This window comes from Streptomyces sp. VTCC 41912 (genome assembly GCF_045799175.1).
GTDB classification, from domain to species: Bacteria; Actinomycetota; Actinomycetes; order Streptomycetales; family Streptomycetaceae; genus Streptomyces; species Streptomyces albulus_C.
In genome coordinates this window covers 85969-104701 of sequence record NZ_JBJMAB010000016.1, presented here as the reverse complement: position 1 = coordinate 104701, position 18733 = coordinate 85969, and the positions used below count along the sequence as shown (strand labels likewise).

General features: G+C 72.6%; 18 protein-coding genes and 1 pseudogene. 6 read left to right on the top strand and 13 right to left on the bottom strand.

All coding sequences use genetic code 11. The features are described from left to right. Nucleotides 1–213: 213 nt before the first annotated feature. A complete protein-coding gene (locus ACJ6WD_RS22630; protein WP_233656831.1) occupies nucleotides 214–1197 on the bottom strand; it encodes a diacylglycerol kinase family protein in 984 nt (327 codons plus the stop codon). 95 nt (nucleotides 1198–1292) lie between these two features. Between ACJ6WD_RS22630 and ACJ6WD_RS22625 the strand changes: the two genes are divergently transcribed. Further along, complete coding sequence (locus ACJ6WD_RS22625) at nucleotides 1293–1754, top strand: hypothetical protein (RefSeq protein ID WP_233656830.1); 462 nt, start codon at nucleotides 1293–1295, stop codon at nucleotides 1752–1754. A gap of 311 nt (nucleotides 1755–2065) precedes the next feature. Here ACJ6WD_RS22625 and ACJ6WD_RS22620 read toward each other — a convergent pair whose 3' ends face one another. The 4 genes from ACJ6WD_RS22620 to ACJ6WD_RS22605 all read right to left on the bottom strand — a co-directional run bounded on the left by ACJ6WD_RS22620 (nucleotide 2066) and on the right by ACJ6WD_RS22605 (nucleotide 4611). Next, nucleotides 2066–3031 (bottom strand): RNA polymerase sigma factor SigF, encoded by a 966-nt coding sequence (locus ACJ6WD_RS22620; RefSeq protein WP_331247270.1) that lies wholly within the window; start codon nucleotides 3029–3031, stop codon nucleotides 2066–2068. A gap of 43 nt (nucleotides 3032–3074) precedes the next feature. After that, the gene (locus ACJ6WD_RS22615; RefSeq protein WP_003985353.1) at nucleotides 3075–3488 is read right to left on the bottom strand and encodes an anti-sigma factor; all 414 of its coding nucleotides are present in this window, start codon (nucleotides 3486–3488) and stop codon (nucleotides 3075–3077) included. Between the two features lie 308 nt (nucleotides 3489–3796). After that, nucleotides 3797–4285, bottom strand: a complete 489-nt coding sequence (locus tag ACJ6WD_RS22610) for a GNAT family N-acetyltransferase (protein WP_016570331.1) — start codon at nucleotides 4283–4285, stop codon at nucleotides 3797–3799. A 65-nt stretch (nucleotides 4286–4350) separates the two neighbouring features. Next, the gene (locus tag ACJ6WD_RS22605) at nucleotides 4351–4611 is read right to left on the bottom strand and encodes a UBP-type zinc finger domain-containing protein (RefSeq protein ID WP_016570332.1); all 261 of its coding nucleotides are present in this window, start codon (nucleotides 4609–4611) and stop codon (nucleotides 4351–4353) included. A 66-nt stretch (nucleotides 4612–4677) separates the two neighbouring features. Between ACJ6WD_RS22605 and ACJ6WD_RS22600 the strand changes: the two genes are divergently transcribed. After that, nucleotides 4678–6270 (top strand): Na+/H+ antiporter, encoded by a 1593-nt coding sequence (locus ACJ6WD_RS22600; RefSeq protein WP_376439914.1) that lies wholly within the window; start codon nucleotides 4678–4680, stop codon nucleotides 6268–6270. Nucleotides 6271–6320: 50 nt separating this feature from the next. Here the strand turns inward: ACJ6WD_RS22600 and ACJ6WD_RS22595 are convergent, their stop codons facing one another. Continuing rightward, nucleotides 6321–7268, bottom strand: a complete 948-nt coding sequence (locus ACJ6WD_RS22595) for a 1-aminocyclopropane-1-carboxylate deaminase/D-cysteine desulfhydrase (RefSeq protein WP_407616403.1) — start codon at nucleotides 7266–7268, stop codon at nucleotides 6321–6323. Nucleotides 7269–8074: 806 nt separating this feature from the next. On the opposite strand from ACJ6WD_RS22595, the gene ACJ6WD_RS22590 reads away from it, so the two are divergent. Further along, nucleotides 8075–8797: a GntR family transcriptional regulator gene (locus tag ACJ6WD_RS22590; protein ID WP_407616402.1), complete on the top strand. Its 723-nt coding sequence runs from the start codon at nucleotides 8075–8077 to the stop codon at nucleotides 8795–8797. Between the two features lie 583 nt (nucleotides 8798–9380). Here ACJ6WD_RS22590 and ACJ6WD_RS22585 read toward each other — a convergent pair. From ACJ6WD_RS22585 to ACJ6WD_RS22575, 3 genes and pseudogenes are all read right to left on the bottom strand, one after another. After that, nucleotides 9381–11024, bottom strand: a complete 1644-nt coding sequence (locus tag ACJ6WD_RS22585) for a recombinase family protein (RefSeq protein ID WP_407616401.1) — start codon at nucleotides 11022–11024, stop codon at nucleotides 9381–9383. A gap of 76 nt (nucleotides 11025–11100) precedes the next feature. Further along, nucleotides 11101–11244: pseudogene (locus tag ACJ6WD_RS22580) on the bottom strand (1-aminocyclopropane-1-carboxylate deaminase); the annotation flags it as partial. Between the two features lie 54 nt (nucleotides 11245–11298). Further along, nucleotides 11299–11532 carry a hypothetical protein gene (locus tag ACJ6WD_RS22575; RefSeq protein WP_016570903.1) on the bottom strand — a complete coding sequence of 78 codons (234 nt, stop codon included), beginning with the start codon at nucleotides 11530–11532 and terminating at the stop codon, nucleotides 11299–11301. A gap of 103 nt (nucleotides 11533–11635) precedes the next feature. Here ACJ6WD_RS22575 and ACJ6WD_RS22570 point away from each other — a divergent pair, with 103 nt between their 5' ends. The 3 genes from ACJ6WD_RS22570 to ACJ6WD_RS22560 all read left to right on the top strand — a co-directional run bounded on the left by ACJ6WD_RS22570 (nucleotide 11636) and on the right by ACJ6WD_RS22560 (nucleotide 13692). Continuing rightward, the gene (locus tag ACJ6WD_RS22570; protein ID WP_233656826.1) at nucleotides 11636–12436 is read left to right on the top strand and encodes a helix-turn-helix domain-containing protein; all 801 of its coding nucleotides are present in this window, start codon (nucleotides 11636–11638) and stop codon (nucleotides 12434–12436) included. Nucleotides 12437–12446: 10 nt separating this feature from the next. Further along, nucleotides 12447–13364, top strand: coding sequence for a glutaminase (locus ACJ6WD_RS22565; protein WP_233656825.1), 918 nt, complete (start codon nucleotides 12447–12449; stop codon nucleotides 13362–13364). Nucleotides 13365–13458: 94 nt separating this feature from the next. After that, nucleotides 13459–13692 (top strand): hypothetical protein, encoded by a 234-nt coding sequence (locus ACJ6WD_RS22560; RefSeq protein WP_016570900.1) that lies wholly within the window; start codon nucleotides 13459–13461, stop codon nucleotides 13690–13692. A gap of 22 nt (nucleotides 13693–13714) precedes the next feature. Here ACJ6WD_RS22560 and ACJ6WD_RS22555 read toward each other — a convergent pair whose 3' ends face one another. From ACJ6WD_RS22555 to ACJ6WD_RS22540, 4 genes are all read right to left on the bottom strand, one after another. Then, entirely contained in the window at nucleotides 13715–14119 is a 405-nt protein-coding gene (locus ACJ6WD_RS22555) for a VOC family protein (protein WP_233656824.1), read from the bottom strand. 69 nt (nucleotides 14120–14188) lie between these two features. Next, a complete protein-coding gene (locus tag ACJ6WD_RS22550; protein WP_016570898.1) occupies nucleotides 14189–15127 on the bottom strand; it encodes a beta-ketoacyl-ACP synthase III in 939 nt (312 codons plus the stop codon). Between the two features lie 142 nt (nucleotides 15128–15269). Further along, on the bottom strand, nucleotides 15270–17531 hold the full coding sequence (locus ACJ6WD_RS22545) for a heavy metal translocating P-type ATPase (RefSeq protein ID WP_407616400.1): 2262 nt from the start codon (nucleotides 17529–17531) through the stop codon (nucleotides 15270–15272). 83 nt (nucleotides 17532–17614) lie between these two features. Further along, entirely contained in the window at nucleotides 17615–18628 is a 1014-nt protein-coding gene (locus ACJ6WD_RS22540) for a helix-turn-helix transcriptional regulator (protein ID WP_407616399.1), read from the bottom strand. Nucleotides 18629–18733 lie beyond the last annotated feature (105 nt).

The window sequence follows — 18733 nt, the reverse complement described above, 5'->3', positions numbered from 1 at the left end:
CCTGTGGAATGAGGAGGAGGATTCGGGCTCTCAAGGGGGCCGGTAAAGCAGCCGTCCCGATCGCCATGAAGAGACTCGCAAACCTCGGCGACGGATACAACCCCTTCCGGAAACTTTTTTTTGATTCCTTGGTGTCGCCTAGCTCACAGCCGTCATTCCAGGGGGTGGAAGCCAGCCTAAACGTTCGAGTGAAAGGACTTTAGGCCCTACTGCTCACACAATCACACGCAGTGCACGGCGTACGCCTGTGAACGTCACACTCGTGCGCAGTCCGAGGTGGTCACCGTCCATCTGAAACGGCAGGGGAGCCTGCGAATGCAAGGTGAAGTCGGTGAGGTCGTGGAGTGAGAGGACGTGCTTGCCCCGTGGGCCGCGGTCCGGTGTGGAGGCGAGGAGCTGGGAGGCGTAGCGGGTCACCGCCGGCATCGAGAACTTGTCCAGCGCGAAGAGGTCCAGCGCGGTGTCGAACGACGCCTCGGGGGAGGGGTAGATCGGACGGTTGCCCAGGTAGGACCACGGGGCGGTGTTGCAGATTATCGACATCGCGAGGTTCTCGGTGACCTCGGTGGTGCCCGGTGCGTCGCCCGGCCGTTCGAGCGTGATGGTGCCCCGACGACGGTTGGCCTCGCCGAGGAACTGACGCACGACCTGTCGCACGTACAGGGCGTGGGTGGAGCGCTTGCCGCGCTCGCGCTGCTGCTCGACCCGGCCCACCACGCCGGCGTCGAAGCCGAAGCCGGCGCAGAAGGTGAACCAGCGGGCCGGCACCCCCTCGTCCGGGCTGCCCGGCGTGCCCGAGGCCAGGCCCAGTCCCACGGTGCGCTCGGTGCGGTCGCGCAGCGCGTCCAGCAGGGCGCCGGTGGCCTCGACGACGTCGTTGGGCAGCCCCAGGGCGCGGGCGAAGACGTTGGTGGAGCCGCCGGGGACCACGGCGAGCCGGGGGTGCGAGTCCGGGTCGGGGCCGGTCGACAGGAGGCCGTTGACGACCTCGTTGACCGTGCCGTCCCCGCCGAGCGCCACCACCAGGTCCATCTGGCCGCCCTCGGCGGCCTCCCGGGCCAGGTCGCGGGCGTGGCCGCGGTACCGCGTCTCGGCGACCTCCAGCTTGAGGTCGCTGGCCAGTGCGTGGGTGAGCACCTCACGGGTACGGGCACTCGTGGTGGTAGCTGCGGGATTGACCACGAGAAGTGCGCGCATATGCAGCAGCGTACCTACCTGCCGGTACCCGCTCCGCCCCTGTCCATGCTGCGGGCACGCCCGGTCCGGCGGTGACCCGGCGCTACCCTGCTGGGGTGACCAGTCAGCAGAAGCAGTCCCCGAAGCGAGCCGCCGGCACCCCCGCGGCGTCCGAGCCCAAGGGGCCCCGGCCCGCCCGGCTCAGCGCCGCCGCGGCGCTCACCGCCGTCGAGGGCCTGGCCCTGGCCGCCCTCGGCGCGTACATGCTGGTCGACGGCCTGGTCGGGACGCCGGACAGCCCGCAGCAGGCGGAGATGGGCGGGGTGACGATCCTGGCGCTGGCGGTGCTGCCGTTGGTCGCCGCGCGCGGACTGTGGCTGCGCCGCCGGTGGAGCCGGGGGCCCTCGTTGATCACCCAGATCGTGGCGCTGCCGGTCGCCTGGACGCTGGTCAAGGGCGGCGGCGCACTGATCGCCGCCGGTGCCGCGCTGGCGGTGGCGGCGCTGGTCGTCCTCGTTCTGCTGGTCAATCCGACCGCGACCACGGCGCTGGGCATCGCCCCGCGGGAGACCCCGTAGGACTGCGGCGCCCCGAGGCGTCCTGAGACGCCCGGCGCATGCCCCCGCACGCGTGTGGCCCCGTAGGGGTGGGCCGAACGGATCCCGTAGGGGTCGTCGGCGCCCCCCTGCGGGGCCACAACGCGGTGGAGCGGGGTGGTGTTCCCGGTGCCGGCACCGGTGTCCGCGCCGGTAGTGGTGTCGGCAGTGGTGTCGGTACTGGTGTCCGCGTCGGCAGTGGTGCCGGCACCGGCAGTAGTCAGTGGTGCCGGCACCAGCGGTAGTCCGTAGTGCCGGCACCAGCACCCGTGGTTCGGCCGGTGCCGTGGCCGTTACTCCTCGACCAGCAGCTTGTCGCGCAGCTGGGCCAGGGTGCGGGCCAGTAGGCGGGAGACGTGCATCTGGGAGATGCCGACCTCCTGGGCGATCTGCGACTGGGTCATGTTCCCGAAGAACCGCAGCAGCAGGATCTTCTTCTCGCGCGGCGGCAGGTCCTCCAGCAGCGGTTTGAGGGACTCGCGGTACTCCACGCCCTCCAGCGCCTCGTCCTCGGCCCCCAGGGTGTCGGCGACGGCCGGCGACTCGTCGTCGGTGTCCGGGACGTCGAGGGAGAGGGTGCTGTAGGCGTTCGCCGACTCCAGGCCCTCCAGGACCTCCTCCTCGGAGATCCCCAGGTGCTCGGCCAGCTCGTGCACGGTGGGCGCCCGGCCGTGCCGCTGGGAGAGCTCGGCGGTCGCGGTGGTCAGCGACAGCCGCAGCTCCTGGAGGCGCCGGGGGACCCGGACCGCCCACCCCTTGTCGCGGAAGTGCCGCTTGATCTCGCCGACGACGGTGGGCGTGGCGTACGTGGAGAACTCCACGCCGCGGTCCGGGTCGAACCGGTCCACCGACTTGATCAGACCGATCGTGGCGACCTGGGTCAGGTCGTCGAGCGGCTCACCGCGGTTGCGGAACCGCCGGGCCAGGTGCTCGACCAGCGGCAGGTGCATCCGCACGAGGGTGTTGCGCAGCTCGGCGCGCTCCGGGGAGCCGTCGGGGAGCTTGCGCAGCTCGTAGAACATCGCGCGGGCGCCGCCGCGGTCGTGGGTGTCCCCCGGCTCCGCGGAGCGCCGGTCCTGGGGCCGGTCCACGGCAGCCGGCGGATCCTGCCGTTCCGCCTGTCGGCCCTGCTGCTCGCTCTGGTCCATGTGGTCCGCCCGCTCCGCCTGCTCCGCCGCGTCCAACCGGCCGCCGTGGTCGTCCGCTCCCGTCGGGTGCGGCTGGGCATGCTGCCCGGGGATGACCGCGCCCGCCGCCATCCTCGCGCCGCGTTCGAGATCTTTCACGGGGCCCCCTGTTCGGTCATGACGGTCCGGGACCGGCGCCGCGCTCCTTGTACAGACTGATGGTGACCGTGCGGTCCTCGGCGACGGTGGAATCGACCTTGCCGGCCAGTGCGGAGAGCACCGTCCAGGCGAAGGTGTCGCGCTCGGGAGCGCGGCCGTCGGTCGTCGGGGCCGACACCGTCACCTGCAGTGCGTCGTCGATGAGCCGGAAGACGCAGCTGAGCACACTGCCGGGGACGGCCTGTTGCAGCAGGATTGCGCAGGCTTCGTCGACCGCGATGCGCAGATCCTCGATCTCGTCGAGGGTGAAGTCCAAGCGGGCTGCGAGGCCGGCCGTGGCCGTACGCAACACGGACAGGTAGGCACCCGCAGCGGGCAGACGGACTTCCACGAAGTCCTGAGTCCCGGGCTCGCCTGCGATCTGGGACACCCTCACCTCCAAGGTGGCACAAGCTGGTAGAGCTGGAATGCGTGCTGAAGCTCTTGCGGTTCGCGTTTCTTCGCGTTCTTCGGGGTATCCGTGCCGGGTGGTCCTCCCGCCAGGTGCAAGGAGAACGATCCGGCGCGGCTCGTGGTTCGGCTGTGACGCTATCGCGATCGGCGGGCCGGTGTCGCCCGGAAGGAGCAGGGCAGCCGTCCGGACGGCGACGGCCGGCTCACCGGCGCCACGTCTGTTACTGAGTGTAAAACCTCGGGCACGGACGGTGGTAGGGGTGGGAGCCGCCAAATCGAGCCCGATTACGCTCCGTTGACGGGTGCGGTGTCCGCGAGCGTGTGCAGTGCCTCTCCAGTGAGCCGGAATACCGTCCATTCGTCCATGGGTTGGGCGCCGATGGATCGGTAAAAACCGATGGAAGGCTCGTTCCAATCCAGCACCGACCACTCGAAACGCTGGTATCCGCGGCGCACGCAGAGCTGGGCGAGGGCCGCCAGCAGCGCCTTGCCGTGGCCGCCGCCGCGCGCCTCGGGGCGGACGTACAGGTCCTCCAGGTAGACACCGTGCGTGCCCGTCCACGTCGAGAAGTTCCGGAACCACAGGGCGAAGCCGACCGGCCCGCCGGCGTCCTCCGCGATCAGTGCGAAGGCGGCCGGCTGGGGGCCGAACAGCGCCTCCTTCAGCTGCGGCTCGGTGGCCTCGGCGGACTCGGCGGCACGTTCGTAGGCGGCCAGTTCGCCGATCATGGCGAGGATGACGGGGACGTCGTCGGGCGTCGCTTCGCGGATCATGCGGCAAGGCTAGACCGGCGTCCCGCCGCGCCCCGAGGGGGTGTCGCGCGGACCGCTCGCGCGCGTCAGACCAGCGCCTCGTCCACGAAGCACCACCGCCACGCGGCACCTGGTTCGAACGACCGCATCACCGCGTGGCCGGTCTCCTTGAAGTGCCCGGTGGCGTGCTGGTACGGCGAGGAGTCGCAGCAGCCGACGTGGCCGCACACCAGGCAGAGCCGCAGCTGCACCGGGTGGCTGCCGGCGGCCAGGCACTCCAGGCAGGTGGCGCTCAGCGGCGTCGGTTCGGCGCGCGGGAGTTCGGGAACGTGCGTGCACTCGCTCATGATGGCCAGGTTAGATCGCCGGGATGGCCGGCGGGGGAGTGTGGGGACGGTGCGGGCGTGAACGTGATGCCGCTGTTGCTGCTGGTCGCGGGTAGTGCGGGGGTCGCCGGGTTGGCGCGACGGACCCCGGTGCCGGCGCCGCTACTGCTGGTCGCCGTGGGACTGGGGGCCGCGTACATCCCGGGCATCCCGGACTACACCCTCAATCCGCACGTCGTGCTGCCGCTGCTGCTGCCCCCGCTGCTGCACACCGCCGCCCTGGACAGCTCCTACCTGGACCTGCGGGCCAACGTGCGTCCGGTGGCGCTGCTCTCGGTCGGCTACGTGCTGTTCGCGACGCTGGCCGTCGGGTACGTCGCGTACCTCGTCGTCCCGGACCTGCCGCTGACCGCGGCGCTCGTGCTGGGCGCCGTGGTGGCCCCGCCGGACGCCGTCGCGGCCACCGCGATCGCCCGCCGACTGGGCCTGCCGCACCGGATCACGACGATCCTCCAGGGCGAATCGCTGGTCAACGACGCCACCGCGATCACCGCGTACAAGGTGGCGCTGGCCGCCGCCGTGGGCGTCAGCGCCACCTGGGGCCAGGGCTTCAGGGAGTTCGCCGTGGCGTCCCTGGGCGGCATCGGGGTCGGCCTGGTGCTGATGGTGCCGCTGCACTGGCTGCGCTGCCGGCTGCGGGAGTCCGCGCTCCTGGAGAACACCCTGTCGCTGCTCATCCCGTTCACCGCCTACGCCGCCGCCGAGCAGGTCGGGGCGTCCGGGGTGCTGGCCGTCGTGGTCGTCGGCCTCTACCTGGGGCACCGGTCCTGGCAGGTCGACTTCGAGACCCGGCTCCAGGAGGAGGCGGTCTGGAAGATGGTCTCCTTCGTGCTGGAGTCCGCGGTGTTCGCGCTGATCGGGCTCCAACTGCCGGTCGTGCTGCGCGGGCTGGGGGAGTTCAGCACCGCCCAGGCGCTCGGCTACGCGGCGGTGGTGTTCGGCGCCGTGGTGCTGGCCCGCTACGCGTGGGTCTTCCCCGCCACGTACCTGCCGCGGCTGTTCTCGGCCCGGATCCGGAGCCGCGAACCGGACACCACCTGGCGGGCACCGGTCATCGTCGGCTGGGCCGGGATGCGCGGGGTGGTCTCGCTGGCGATCGCCTTCTCCATCCCCACGACGGTGCACGACGGCGGCCCCTTCCCGGCCCGCAACCTCGTGCTCTTCCTGACGTTCACCACCGTCATCGGCACCCTGGTCGTCCAAGGGCTGACGCTGCCGCCGCTGATCCGGGCGCTGCGGCTGCCGGGCCGGGACGCGCAGGCCGAGACGCTCGCCGAGGCGCAGGCCCAGAGCGAGGCGTCCCGGGCCGCCGAGGCCCGGCTCGACGCCCTCCTGGAAGACGAGCGCAACACGCTGCCCGGGCCGCTCGCCGACCGGCTGCGCACCGTCCTGGAACGGCGCCGCAACGCGGTCTGGGAGCGGCTGGGCGCGGTCAACGAGGTGACCGGGGAGTCCGCCGACGACACCTACCGGCGGCTGGCCCGGGAGATGATCGACGCCGAACGGCGGGTCTTCGTCGAACTCCGCGACGCGCGCCGGATCGACGACGAGATGATGCGGACGCTGCTGCGCCGACTGGACCTGGAGGAGGCCGCGGCCTACCGCGAGGGCGCCGACTGACGGGCCGCCGCCCCGCCGCCCCGCCGGCCCTTCGGCACCGGGGGCGGGCGCTACGGCGTGCCGGTGACCACGGCGGCGACGGTGCTGCCGGGCCGGAAGGCGCCCCGCTCGACCAGCGCCGTCAGGGCGAACAGCAGCTTGGCGACGTAGACGCGCTCGACGGGCAGGCCGTGCCGCTCCTCGAAGGCGTCGGCGAACGCGTCCAGTTCGGGGGTCCGGCGGGCGTAGCCGCCGAAGTGGAAGTCCGCCGCCAGTGACCAGTCGCCGCGCGGCCCGCCGAAGGCCGCGTGCTGGAGGTCGGCGACCGCCGCGTGGAGGAAGTGCGGGTCGCCGCCCTTGAGGACCGGGACGCCCAGGGCGCGCTGCCCGGGGCCGAGACCGGCGGCGAGGCCGGCCAGGGTGCCGCCGGTGCCGCAGGCCACCGCGACCGTGTCGGCCCGCCCGCGCAGCTCCCGGCCCAGCTCGGTGCAGCCCTGTGCGGCCAGGGCGTTGCTGCCGCCCTCCGGTATGAGGCGGAAGGCGCCGAACCGGTCCCGGAGGGCGGCGAGGAACGCCGGGTCGGACGCCCGGCGGTAGCTGGCCCGGTCGACGAAGTGCAGCACCATCCCGTCGGCGGCGCAGCGGGTCAGCGACCAGTTGAGCGGGGCCCCGGCCAGTTCGTCGCCGCGGACCACGCCGACGGTCCGGAAGCCGAGCAGCCGGCCCGCGGCGGCCGTGGCGCGCAGGTGGTTGGAGTACGCGCCGCCGAAGGTGAGCAGTGCCCGGTCGCCCGCCTCGGCCGCGGCCCGCAGGTTGGGCGCGAGCTTGCGCCACTTGTTGCCCGGAGGGTACAGGTCCACTGGTCCAAGCGCATCCCCCGGCAGCGTGGTGTGGATCAGGTCGTCCCGTTTCAGCAGCAGGCGCACGCCCCGGCGGGCGAACCGTTCGTCGTCGATCTCTTCGAGGGGGGAGGGTGGCCGGGGCTGCAACGCGGTGGCGCGGTTCACGGGGTGGTTCACCCCTACATTGTGCGTTGCGGTCGGGGGGTAGGCAGTGGCAGCGAAAGGCCCCGCCCGCCTACCACGGAGGTGGCAGACGAGCGGGGCCGGTGGCTACGCCCTCACCGCCGAAGCGGCACCCCCGCAAGGGAAGGCGGACCGGGGCGAGAGCCTGAGCACGTCAGCTCAGACGGGACACGACCTGTCCCTACTCAAGGCTGATCCGGTCGGGAGCGTCGCCGTTCCGTGCCGCTCAGAGTCAGCAGCACGGGGCTTGTGCGCGGGCAACCTCACCGGCGGCCCACGTCGGCACAGCGTCTACTGACGCCCTTTGGCTCGACAGACGGAGCACGGGAAGGGGCACGGCGGCACCTTCGCTCCCAGGGGAACGGTCACCACGCAGGGCGCGTCCGGGTGCCCACCCATCGGCGTCCGGCGGTCCTCAGGGCTGTCGACATCCGGCGTGACCAGCTCGGGGGCGGTCATTCAGCTTCACCGTGACCACGGCCGTGGTTCCTGATCTCCCGAGCAGCGGCACAGGCAGCCGCCCAGTCGTTTCGGGCCCGTGCTTCCCGGCGCTGAACGGCGAGCGCGGCACACACTTTGCAGCCGGTGGCAGGGTCGCCCTCCAACAGCCAGCCGTCCAACGGCAGCTCTACGGGAGTTTGCTGATAGGTCCTCGGTTTGGTCATGACTGCGTCCTCGCTCGCCGTCCGACTGAGTGAACTAGTTCAGTATCTGAGTGACCGAAGCACTCCCGCTACGGTTGCCAGTGCTCTAGTGTGCCGAGCAGGAACCGGACTCAACTTGCGTGAGGAGCAGGGGAGATGGCCAGCCCGAAAACATTCACGAAGATCGCGGATCACTTCCGAGAGCGGATCCTGTCGGGCGATCTGGAGCCAGGGGCGAAGTTGCCCACGAACCGAGAGATCTCGGGGCAATGGCAGGTGGCCGCCGCCACAGTGTCCCGCGCCCTCCAGGCACTACAGGTCGAGGGGTACATCCGAACAACTCCGCGTGGCACGTACGTTGCCGATGACCCGGTGTGGACGCTTTCAGCGCGTGACAGGCTGGCCAGGGTTCAGCGCGTGAAGTCGTTCCTCGCAGATGGCGAGACAAGCCGGGTCACGGCTGCTGAGCTGGTGAGCCCTCCCCTGTACATCGGCGAGATCTTCGATCTCGACACAGGTGATCAGGTCGTTCGCCGGGAATGGCTGGCAGGGCGAGGTAAGACCCGGACGGTATTCGCCGTTACGTGGTATCCGGCGCCGTTCGCCGCTCTCGTACCCGACCTGCTGAACACCGCGCCGGGACGCAACCACGGGTTGTCAGCGAAGGTACTGGAGGCCACAAAGCGGACGATCACCCACGCCAGGGACGACATGCACGCCCGGCCCGCCGACGCGCGCGAAGCGAGCGCCTTGGGGCTCCCTGTGGGCTCCCCGATCCTGGCGGGCGCTCACCGCTGGTCGGACGCCGACGGGGTCATCGAGTACGGGGAATGGTGCCTGCCGCCCCGGTTCACGATCGGGTACGAGTACCAGCCCTGAAGGCTGAGGTACAACCGGCCCCCTGCCGACTGACCGTCTCGGCCCGCGTGGGCGCAGCTCGCAAGCCCCGCTGAGCCGACCGCCCACCGCCTCTGCACTTCCGACCACGAATCGGCGTCGCTCTCGGTCCGTGTGCGACGGGGCGGCGCCGAATGCGGCGTAACTTTTCTTTACTTCCTCAAGGGCGCGCCTGCGGCGCGCCGGGCGGCCCGGCCGCCTCGGCCGGGCGTGCGGCCTTCGGCCGGTCCCGTCCGGTCGGCCAGCCGCCCGGCTTCCTCCCGCGGCCTTGAGTCGTGCGAACGTCTCCCTCATCGGCGCGACTCGTCTGCACTCCCTCGACTTCGCCTCATCGTGGGCGGGCGCTTGTGGCTGGGGCGGACGGCACCGCGAGGCTTTAGGCAGCTCCCATGGGGCGAGCCTCCAAGAGCAGGGGGCCAGTCGGGCACTACAGCGGGCAGGACAGGTGCCTGCCCGACTCGCCGGGCCAGCGTATGGCCCCCTGCTCTCTCGCCCCATGGCAGCTACCGCCCAAAGCCTCACGGCGCCGGCCGCGTGGGCAAGGTGCGCCGATCCGGCACCGCGCCTATGCCGTCAAGCCCCACCCCGGCAGAGGCCCATCCGACTCCCACCAGGACGTGCCGGACAGTCGACGCGCATCCCGTTGAAGCGGCTGAGGCTTTTCGCCGACCCAGTGAAAGCAGCAGTCGGTCAGCAGCGTGTGAACAGGGCGCGTGCACCCTTGTCCCCGAGACGGCAGAACCCTCACCGCGTGGAGTACGACCCTCAGCAGCGCCCGAGCTTGCTCCAGATCCGCGGAACGCCACGCGTCGTGCAGCCGGTCGCCGTGCTGCAACGTGGCAACGTCCATCGATGTGGCGATCTCGGCCAGTTCGGATTTCGCGGCTTCCATCTGACCGTCGATCGCTTCGCGCAGTTCGTCGTACCGCTGCTGACCGCTCAGCCCCTTGAACCGGCCCTGTACGTAGAACGCGTCATCCAGAGCCCTCAAGCGTGCCTCAGCGTCGTCTACCGCCAGCGTCAGCTCTTGCCGCCGGGTGTGCGCGTCCGGGTCCTGGTAGGCCAGCCAGCGGTGCGCCAGAGTCTGGAACACCTCGTGGTCGTACTCGAAAGAGATGACGCGCGCCAGGAAGGCCGTCGAGACCGCTCGATCAAGGTCATTCACGGGCGCGGTCATGCCCGCGCAGGCAGCCTTGCCCAGGTTCACACGCCGATAGCAGCGGTACTGAGGCCCGCCCTTGGTCATGTTGCCGCCGCAGCGCCCGCACTTGATCAGGCCCGAGAGCAGCGACTGAGCCGCAGGCTTGCCGCGCCGTCCGGAGGCCAGCGTTTCGGAGGTACGCGCCCGCAGGCCCGCCAGGATGCGCGCACGCTCACCGGAGCTGATGACCTCCGCTCCCACCCGCACAGGCTTGCCGTCGGGGCCCATCAGAGCCTGATCCGTCGCCCGCCAGCGCACCCGTCCCGTGGCATCGGTGTAGCGCTCGTGAACCGGCATCAGTCCGGCCCACGCGGGGGAGTGGGCGAGCTGCGTGATCGAGGAGGAGCGCCACTTGTGGCCGCGCCGGGTCTTGATCCCTTCAGCGTTGAGCATCTCAGCTATGGCCGCAGCCGACTTGTTCTGCAACAGCGCTTCCGCGATTCGCCGCGCAGTGCCGATCTCCCGGGGGTGCTGTTCTGCGGTCTTCTGTCCCTTCCGCACACGCAGCCCGTACGGAGGCTGACCGCCCGGCCAGGCACCGGTGCGCTTCTTCTCAGCCTTGGTACTGCGGGTGCGGGTTGACGTGTTGAACGACTCCGCGCGTGCCTGTTCAGCCAGCCAGGCGAACAGCCCGCGATGCTGCGGAATGCTGCTGTCCAGCCCGTCCATGTGGGCGACCAGGCGAGCCCCCTTCAGCTCGAACTGATCGAGGACCTGCCCGACCTGCCCCATGCCCCGACGGCTGAGTCGGTCGAGTTTCCAGACGAGGAGGTGCCGCACTTCGCCAGCCAGGACGGCGGCAATCGCCTTGTCGAACTCCTCGCGGACGACGCCCGCTTTGAACGCGGACAGTTCCTCTTGCCACACCTTCCGGACGGTCAGACCCTCACGCTTCGCCCGTTCCCGGAGATCACGTTCGTGTGCCTTGAGCGTGGTTTTGTCGTCCTGCAATGTGCTGCGGCGCAGGAACAGATCACACAGCTTGGCAGGATCCGTCGCAGTCCCCATCGATCCACCTTCGGTCAAGGTGTCACGGCATGTCCATGCAATAGATGCCCAGGCCATGACCGCTAACACCAGTCGGCTTACACCCCGGCAGGTCGGGGTGGATGAGGTCGTCCCGCTTGACCAACAGGCGGACGCCCCGGCGGGCGAACCGGTCGTCGTCGACGGGCTGGAGCGGGGAGGGCAGGCGCGGGCGGAGCGCACCGGGGCCGGGACTGGTCACGGGGAGCGGAGGGGGCCGGGGAAGGGGGACGGGGGTGCAGGCTACGGCACGGCGTCAGTCGTGGAGGAAACCGTCGCCGTGGGCGGAGATGTGCGCTTCCAGGGCGGTGAGGGCGCTCTGGGTGGCGTCGGGGGTGCCGCTGCCGCGGCGCTCGGCGTAGTAGGCGGCGCCGAGCTTGCGCAGCAGGTCGTTGCCGGCCCGCTGCTGCTGCAACTCGTCGACCTTCTGCTTGCCTTGCGCCAGTCCCTGCTTGGCCTGCTCCTTGGCGCGGTCGAGAAACCCTGACATTGCTGCCTCCCTGGCGGACGGGCCGATGGACCCGGTCGGTGTCGGTTTCGTAAGGGATCAACGGCGGGGACGGCCGTGGGGTTCCCGTGCCAGGCTGGGGTACGTGGGCGAGGAACGCGACAGGGGTGAGCCGGTTGGCGCATCCGCCGCGGCCGTCCGACGGGCCGTCCGGGTGACCTACCGGGAGCGGACGTCGCGGCTGCCGGGGGCGGTGCTGTGGACCACCACCACGGTGCCGGGGGCGGGGCCGGTGCTGCCCGACGGCTGCACCGACCTGCTCTGGAGCGCGGGCCGGCTGCTGGTGGCCGGGCCGGACACCGCACCGCAGGCCCAGGACGGCGTCGCGCCGGCCGGGACGCGGTGGGTGGGGCTGCGGTTCGCGCCGGGCCAGGGCCCGGCGGTCTTCGGGGTGCCGGCCCACGAACTGCGCGACCGGCGGGTGCCGTTGGAGGACCTGTGGGGCGCCCGGCGGGCCCGGGAACTGGCGGCCCGCGCGGCGGCGGCCGACGCCCCGGGCGCGGTCCTGGAGCAGGCCGCACGGGACCGCCTGCGGGCGGCGGGGCGGTGGACCGACGGGGCCACGGCGGACGTCCTGCCCGGGCGGGACGGGCGGACCGCGGCGATCGCCTCCGGGCTCGGGCGCGGCCGGCCGGTGGCGGAGGTGGCCCGCCTGGTCGGGATGGGCGAGCGGCAACTGCACCGGCACAGCCTGGCGGTGTTCGGGTACGGGCCGAAGACGTTGGGCCGGGTGCTGCGGTTGGTGCGGGCGTTGGAACTGGCCCGCGCCGGCGTCCCGTACGCCGAGGTCGCGGCGCGGGCCGGCTACGCGGACCAGGCCCACCTGGCGCGCGAGGTGAAGTCGCTCGCGGGGGCTCCGATGGGGACGCTGCTGCGCGCGGGTTAGCGTGTCCGGTATGGACTACCAGGCCGTTGTTGAAGAGGTAGCGGCCTATGCGAGGCCGTTCGTGGGGCGCGGGCACGTCGCCGACTACATTCCGGCGTTGGCGCGGGTCTCCCCGGACCGCTTCGGGATCGCCGTCGCGGACATCAACGGCGACGTGTACGGGACCGGTGACTGGGAGATCCCGTACTCCGTGCAGTCGATCTCCAAGGCGTTCTCGCTGGCCCTGGTGATGGCCGGGTCCCACGGGGACGACGACATCTGGCAGCGGGTCGGGCGCGAGCCCTCCGGCACGCCGTTCAACTCCCTGGTGCAGCTGGAGTGGGAGAACGGCATTCCGCGCAATCCCTTCATCAACGCCGGCGCGCTGGTGGTGACGGACCGGCTGCTGACCATGACCGGTGACGCCAGCACCTCGATGCTGGAGTTCCTCCAGACCGAGAGCGGCAATCCGGAGCTGGCGTTCGACCAGGCGGTGGCCGGTTCGGAGGCCGACCACGGCGACCGCAACGCGGCGCTGGCGCACTTCATGGCCTCGTTCGGCAACCTGGAGAACCCCGTGCCGAGCGTGATCGAGCACTACTTCTGGCAGTGCTCGATCGAGATGTCGTGCCGGGACCTGGCCGTGGCCGGCGGGTTCCTGGCCCGGCACGGGCTGCGGGCCGACGGCAGCCGGCTGCTGGAGGCGCGCGAGGCCAAGCGGATCAACGCGGTGATGCTGACCTGCGGGACCTACGACGCGGCGGGGGAGTTCGCCTACCGCGTGGGCCTGCCCGCGAAGAGCGGGGTGGGCGGCGGCATCGTGGCCGTGGTGCCGGGGCGGTGCACGCTGTGCGTGTGGAGCCCGGGGCTGGACGCCCGCGGCAACTCCGTGGCCGGCATGGCGGCGCTGGACCACTTCACGACGCTCACCGGCTGGTCGATCTTCTAGGCCGGCGCGCCCGCGACACCCGCCCGGCCGGGCGGGCTGGCGTTGTGGGGTCGCGGGCGGCGGCGCATGGTGGGCGGTAGGAGGTGCACCTGCCATGGAGCATGAGATGCGCGCGGAGTACGCGGAGGGCGTGCTGCCGCACGAGGACACGCCGGTCAAGAAGTGGCACATGACCAGGGTGGGCGCGACCATCGCGATGTGCGGCCAGCCGCTGGCCCCGGCCGCCGCCACCCAATCGGCCGGTCGCTGGGGGACGGCCGAGGCGCAGCCGTTCTGCCGCACCTGCGGCGTGATGTACCTGGAGGAGCATCCGCAGGACATCGAGTGACCGGCTCGGCCGTCCCGTCCGGCTAGGTCAGCGGGGCGAAGAGGTCGACGCCGTGGCCGTCGGGGTCCTGCACGACTGCGTAGCGCTGGCCCCAGTCGGCGTCCCAGGGGGCCTTCGCGCCCGTGTACCCGGCGGCGGTGAGGTCCGCGTACACCGCGTCGACGTGCGCGGCGTCCGCGCAGGCGAAGGCCAGGCCGGTGGGTGCGCCGGCCGGCAGCGGCGTCCAGCCGGGGTCGAGGGCGCGGGCGGTCTCGTGGGTGTCCCACATCAGGCGGAGGCCGCCGGGCAGTTGCGCCTCGGCGTGCGGGGCGGTGTCACAGCGGTCGGGGACGGTCAGGCCCAGGCGCCGGTAGAACGCCAGGGCGGCGGCCATGTCGGCCACGACCAGGCCGATCGCGTCGAGTCGGGGTGCGGGTGGGGTGTTCATGGCGGCGAGCCTAGGAGCGGCGCGCGGGCGCCGTCTTGAAGGAATCGGACACCGCCGCCGGCCGGCCCGTCAGGGGACGCGGACGACCTGCCCGGCGTAGGAGAGGTTGCCGCCGAAGCCGAACAGCAGCACCGGGGCGCCGGTCGGGACCTCGCGGCGTTCGACCAGCTTGGCCAGGGCGAGCGGGACCGAGGCGGCGGAGGTGTTGCCGGAGTCGACGACGTCCCGGGCGATGACGGCGTTGACCGCGCCGAGCCGTTCCGCGACCGGCTCGATGATCCGCAGGTTGGCCTGGTGGAGGACGACGCCGGCCAGCTCGTCCGGACGCAGCCCGGCGCGGTCGCAGACCTTGCGGGCGATGGCGGGCAGCTGGGTGGTGGCCCAGCGGTAGACGGTCTGGCCCTCCTGGGCGAAGCGGGCCGGGGCGCCCTCGATGCGGACCGCGTTGCCCATCTCCGGGACCGAGCCCCACAGGACGGGGCTGATCAGCGGTTCCGGGGAGGCGGTGACGACCGCGGCGGCCGCGCCGTCGCCGACCAGGACGCAGGTCGAGCGGTCGGTCCAGTCGACCACGTCGGTGAACTTCTCCGCGCCGATGACCAGGGCGCGGGTCGCCGAACCGGCCCGGATGGCGTGGTCGGCGGTGGCCAGCGCGTGGGTGAAGCCGGCGCAGACGACGTTGAGGTCCATCGTGGCGGGCGCGGTCAGGCCCAGCCGGGCCGCGACCCGGGCCGCGGTGTTGGGGCTGCGGTCGGTGGCGGTGCAGGTCGCGACCAGCACCAGGTCGATGTCGCCGGGGTCCAGGCCGGCGGCGGCCAGCGCCTTGCCGGCGGCCGCGGCGGCCATCGCGTCCACCGTCTCCTCCGGCGCCGCGACGTGTCGGGTGCGGATGCCGACGCGACTGCGGATCCAGGCGTCGTCGGTGTCGACGATCCCGGCGAGGTCGTCGTTGGTCAGCACACGGGAGGGCTGGTAGTGGCCGAGGGCCAGGATGCGCGACCCGGTCATGGAGTCCCCTGCGGTACGTGGAGCGGAGCGGGCGGTTCCCGCACAGTCTCGCCGGTCGGCGGCGCCGGACGGGTGTGCGAACCGCCAACGTTCGGCCGTCAGAACTGGAGGCTTCCGACGCGTGACGGTCGCGTGAACGGGCTCAGTCCAGGGCGCGGAAGCGTCGCAGGCGCAGGCTGTTGCCGACCACGAAGACCGAGGAGAAGGCCATCGCGGCGCCGGCGATCATCGGGTTGAGCAGGCCGGCGGCGGCCAGCGGCAGTGCGGCGACGTTGTAGCCGAACGCCCAGAACAGGTTGGTGCGGATGGTGCCGAGGGTGGCCCGGGCCAGCCGGATGGCGTCCGCCGCGGCGCGCAGATCACCGCGGACCAGGGTGAGGTCGCCGGCCTCGATGGCGGCGTCGGTGCCGGTGCCCATCGCCAGGCCCAGGTCGGCGCGGGCCAGCGCGGCCGCGTCGTTGACCCCGTCGCCGACCACGGCGACCGAGCGGCCCTCGGCCTGGAGACGCTCGACGACGGCCACCTTCTCCTCCGGCAGCACCTCGGCGATCACCTCGTCGATGCCGACCGCCGCGGCGACCGACTCGGCGACCGCGCGGTGGTCGCCGGTCAGCAGCACCGGCGTCAGCCCGAGCCCGCGCAGCCGGCGGACCGCCTCGGCGCTGGTGGGCCGGACCGCGTCGGAGACGACCAGCACGGCGCGGGCCGCACCGTCCCAGCCGACCGCGACCGCGGTGTGCCCGGCCCGCTCGGCCGCGTCCTTGGCGGTGGCCAGCGCGGGCGGCAGCTGCTGGCCGCGGTCGGCCAACAGGCGCTCCCGGCCGACCAGCACCGCGTGCCCCTCGACGGCGCCGCGCACGCCCAGCCCGGGAACGTTGGCGAACCCCTCGGGGACCGGCAGGTCCCCGCTGGGCTCGGCCGCCAGGGCGGCGGTGGCGACGGCCCGGGCGATGGGGTGCTCGGAGGAGTGCTCCAGCGCACCGGCCAGCCGCAGCGCCTGCGCGCGGGGCACGCCGTCGGCGAGGTGGACGTCGGTCAGGGTCATCACGCCGGTGGTGACGGTGCCGGTCTTGTCCAGGACGACGGTGTCGACGGCGCGGGTGGCCTCCAGGACCTCCGGCCCCTTGAGCAGGATGCCGAGCTGGGCGCCGCGGCCGGTGCCGACCATCAGCGCGGTCGGCGTCGCCAGGCCCAGCGCGCACGGGCACGCGATGATCAGCACGGCGACCGCGGCGGTGAACGCGGCGACCGCGCCGTGGCCGGTGCCGAGCCAGACCCCGAGGGTGGCCAGGGCGAGCACGAGGACGACCGGGACGAAGACCGCGGAGATCCGGTCGGCGAGCCGCTGGGCCGCCGCCTTGCCGTTCTGGGCCTCCTCGACCAGCCGGGCCATCCGGGCGAGCTGGGTGTCCGCGCCGATGCGGGTGGCCTCGACGACGAGCCGGCCGCCCGCGTTGACGGTGGCGCCGGTGACGCTGTCGCCGGGGGCGACCTCCACGGGCACGGACTCGCCGGTCAGCATCGAGGCGTCCACGGCGGACGAGCCCTCCACCACCCGGCCGTCGGTGGCGACCTTCTCCCCGGGGCGGACCACGAACCGGTCGCCCACCCGCAGCTCGCCGACCGGGATCCGGACCTCGCGGTCCGCCCGGAGCACCGCGACGTCCTTGGCGCCCAGCTCCAGCAGGGCGTGCAGGGCCGCGCCGGCCTTCCGCTTGGCGCGCGCCTCGAAGTACCGGCCGGCCAGGATGAAGGTGGTGACGCCGGCCGCGGCCTCCAGGTAGATCGCGCTGCTGCCGTCGGTGCGGGCGATGGTCAGCTCGAAGGGGTGGGTCATGCCGGGCATGCCGGCCGTGCCGAAGAACAGCGCCCACAGCGACCAGCCGAAGGCGGCGAGGGTGCCCATCGAGATCAGGGTGTCCATGGTGGCCGCGCCGTGCCGCAGGTTGGTCCAGGCGGCCCGGTGGAACGGCCACGCCCCGTAGACCACCACGGGGGCGGCCAGGGTGAGCGACAGCCACTGCCAGTTGGTGAACTGCAGCGCCGGGACCATCGCCATCGCGATCACCGGGACGGCGAGCGCCAGCGAGACGCACAGCCGCTGCCGGAGGGCGGCGAGCGGGCCGTCCTCGGCGCCGGCGGCGTCGTCGGGGGACGGTTCCGGTGCGGGCGGCTCGGGGACCGCCGCCGTGTAGCCGGTCCTCTCCACGGTGGCGATCAGGTCGGCGGTCGCCAGCGTGCTGTCCGGCGCGAGGGTCACCTGCGCCTTCTCGGTGGCGTAGTTGACGGTGGCGGTGACCCCGGGCATCCGGTTGAGCTTCTTCTCGACGCGGGCCGCGCACGAGGCGCAGGTCATGCCGCCGATCTCCAGCTCGACGACGGGCCCATCGATCGCGGTGGTCATGACGGCTGTGCCTCCTGTTCGCGGGAGTGCGGGGCTCCGGGGCGGTCGGCCCCCGTCCACCCTCCGACGACCCCGCCAACACTTTACCCCCCTGGGGTATCCAGTCCAGTGGGGCGGGCCGTGGCGTCCGTCTCGCCGCCGTCGGTGGCCCGGTGCACCCGGTCGCCCAGGGCCCGGAGGTACGCGATCAGCTCGACCGGTTCGTGCACCGTGAACTCCCGCCCCAGCAGCGCCAGCCGCATCGCCAGCCACTCCAACGAATCGGGTGCGCTGTGCCAGCGGCAGCTCTCCCCGTCGAGCGGCGCGATCTCGCCCGCCGCCCGCCCGCCGAGCCGGGCGGTCACCTCCTCGGCCGGCCCGTACACCGTCGCCACCGCCCGGTACGTCGTCGCCATCCCGCGCATCCGCTCCCGGACGTACGCCCCGGCGTCGGTGGCCGGCAGCTCGCGCGGCACGGTCCGCGCGCCGGTGGCGAACGGCTCGCTCAGCCGGTCCACCCGGAAGGTCCGCCAGTCGTCGCGGTCGTTGTCGAACGCCACCAGGTACCAGCGGCGGCCCGCGGCGACCAGGCGGTGCGGCTCCACCAGGCGCCGGGTGAGCTCGCCGGCCCCGGCGCGGTAGCCGAAGCGCACCCGCTCGTGGTTGGCGATCGCCGCGGCCAGCACCGTCAGGTGCTCCGGGTCGACGGTCGGGCCGTCACCGGCCGGCAGCGGGACGGTGGCGGTGCCCAGCGTGCCGACCCGCCGCCGCAGCCGCGCCGGGAGCACCTGCTCCAGCTTGGCGAGCGCCCGGACCGACGCCTCCTCGATGCCCGCGATGGTGTGGCCGGCCGTCGAGCGCAGCCCCACCGCGATGGCCACCGCCTCCTCGTCGTCCAGCAGCAGCGGCGGCATGGCGGTGCCGGCGGCCAGCCGGTAGCCGCCCTCCGCGCCCATCGAGGCGTGCACCGGATAGCCCAGCTCGCGCAGCCGCTCGACGTCGCGGCGGATGGTCCGGGTGGTCACCCGCAGCCGTTCGGCCAGCTCCCGCCCGGGCCACTCCCGGGGGGTCTGGAGCAGGGACAGCAGGTTCAGCAGACGTGCCGAGGTCTCACTCATGGCGACGATGATGGCCCAGGAAGTAGGACGGGAGCTGTCCTAGGCGGGCCGTAATGTCGAGGACGTCCGGGACGGGCGTCCGCCGCACCAGCGCGGTGGACGCCC

What these genes read in the sequence shown, in the direction of transcription:
- ACJ6WD_RS22630 (WP_233656831.1), bottom strand. Translation starts at nt 1,197, where the DNA reads ATGCGCGCACTTCTCGTGGTCAATCCCGCAGCTACCACCACGAGTGCC.
- ACJ6WD_RS22620 (WP_331247270.1), bottom strand. Translation starts at nt 3,031, where the DNA reads ATGGCGGCGGGCGCGGTCATCCCCGGGCAGCATGCCCAGCCGCACCCG.
- ACJ6WD_RS22610 (WP_016570331.1), bottom strand. Translation starts at nt 4,285, where the DNA reads ATGATCCGCGAAGCGACGCCCGACGACGTCCCCGTCATCCTCGCCATG.
- ACJ6WD_RS22605 (WP_016570332.1), bottom strand. Translation starts at nt 4,611, where the DNA reads ATGAGCGAGTGCACGCACGTTCCCGAACTCCCGCGCGCCGAACCGACG.
- ACJ6WD_RS22600 (WP_376439914.1), top strand. Translation starts at nt 4,678, where the DNA reads ATGCCGCTGTTGCTGCTGGTCGCGGGTAGTGCGGGGGTCGCCGGGTTG.
- ACJ6WD_RS22590 (WP_407616402.1), top strand. Translation starts at nt 8,075, where the DNA reads ATGGCCAGCCCGAAAACATTCACGAAGATCGCGGATCACTTCCGAGAG.
- ACJ6WD_RS22585 (WP_407616401.1), bottom strand. Translation starts at nt 11,024, where the DNA reads ATGGGGACTGCGACGGATCCTGCCAAGCTGTGTGATCTGTTCCTGCGC.
- ACJ6WD_RS22575 (WP_016570903.1), bottom strand. Translation starts at nt 11,532, where the DNA reads ATGTCAGGGTTTCTCGACCGCGCCAAGGAGCAGGCCAAGCAGGGACTG.
- ACJ6WD_RS22565 (WP_233656825.1), top strand. Translation starts at nt 12,447, where the DNA reads ATGGACTACCAGGCCGTTGTTGAAGAGGTAGCGGCCTATGCGAGGCCG.
- ACJ6WD_RS22560 (WP_016570900.1), top strand. Translation starts at nt 13,459, where the DNA reads ATGGAGCATGAGATGCGCGCGGAGTACGCGGAGGGCGTGCTGCCGCAC.
- ACJ6WD_RS22555 (WP_233656824.1), bottom strand. Translation starts at nt 14,119, where the DNA reads ATGAACACCCCACCCGCACCCCGACTCGACGCGATCGGCCTGGTCGTG.
- ACJ6WD_RS22550 (WP_016570898.1), bottom strand. Translation starts at nt 15,127, where the DNA reads ATGACCGGGTCGCGCATCCTGGCCCTCGGCCACTACCAGCCCTCCCGT.
- ACJ6WD_RS22545 (WP_407616400.1), bottom strand. Translation starts at nt 17,531, where the DNA reads ATGACCACCGCGATCGATGGGCCCGTCGTCGAGCTGGAGATCGGCGGC.
- ACJ6WD_RS22540 (WP_407616399.1), bottom strand. Translation starts at nt 18,628, where the DNA reads ATGAGTGAGACCTCGGCACGTCTGCTGAACCTGCTGTCCCTGCTCCAG.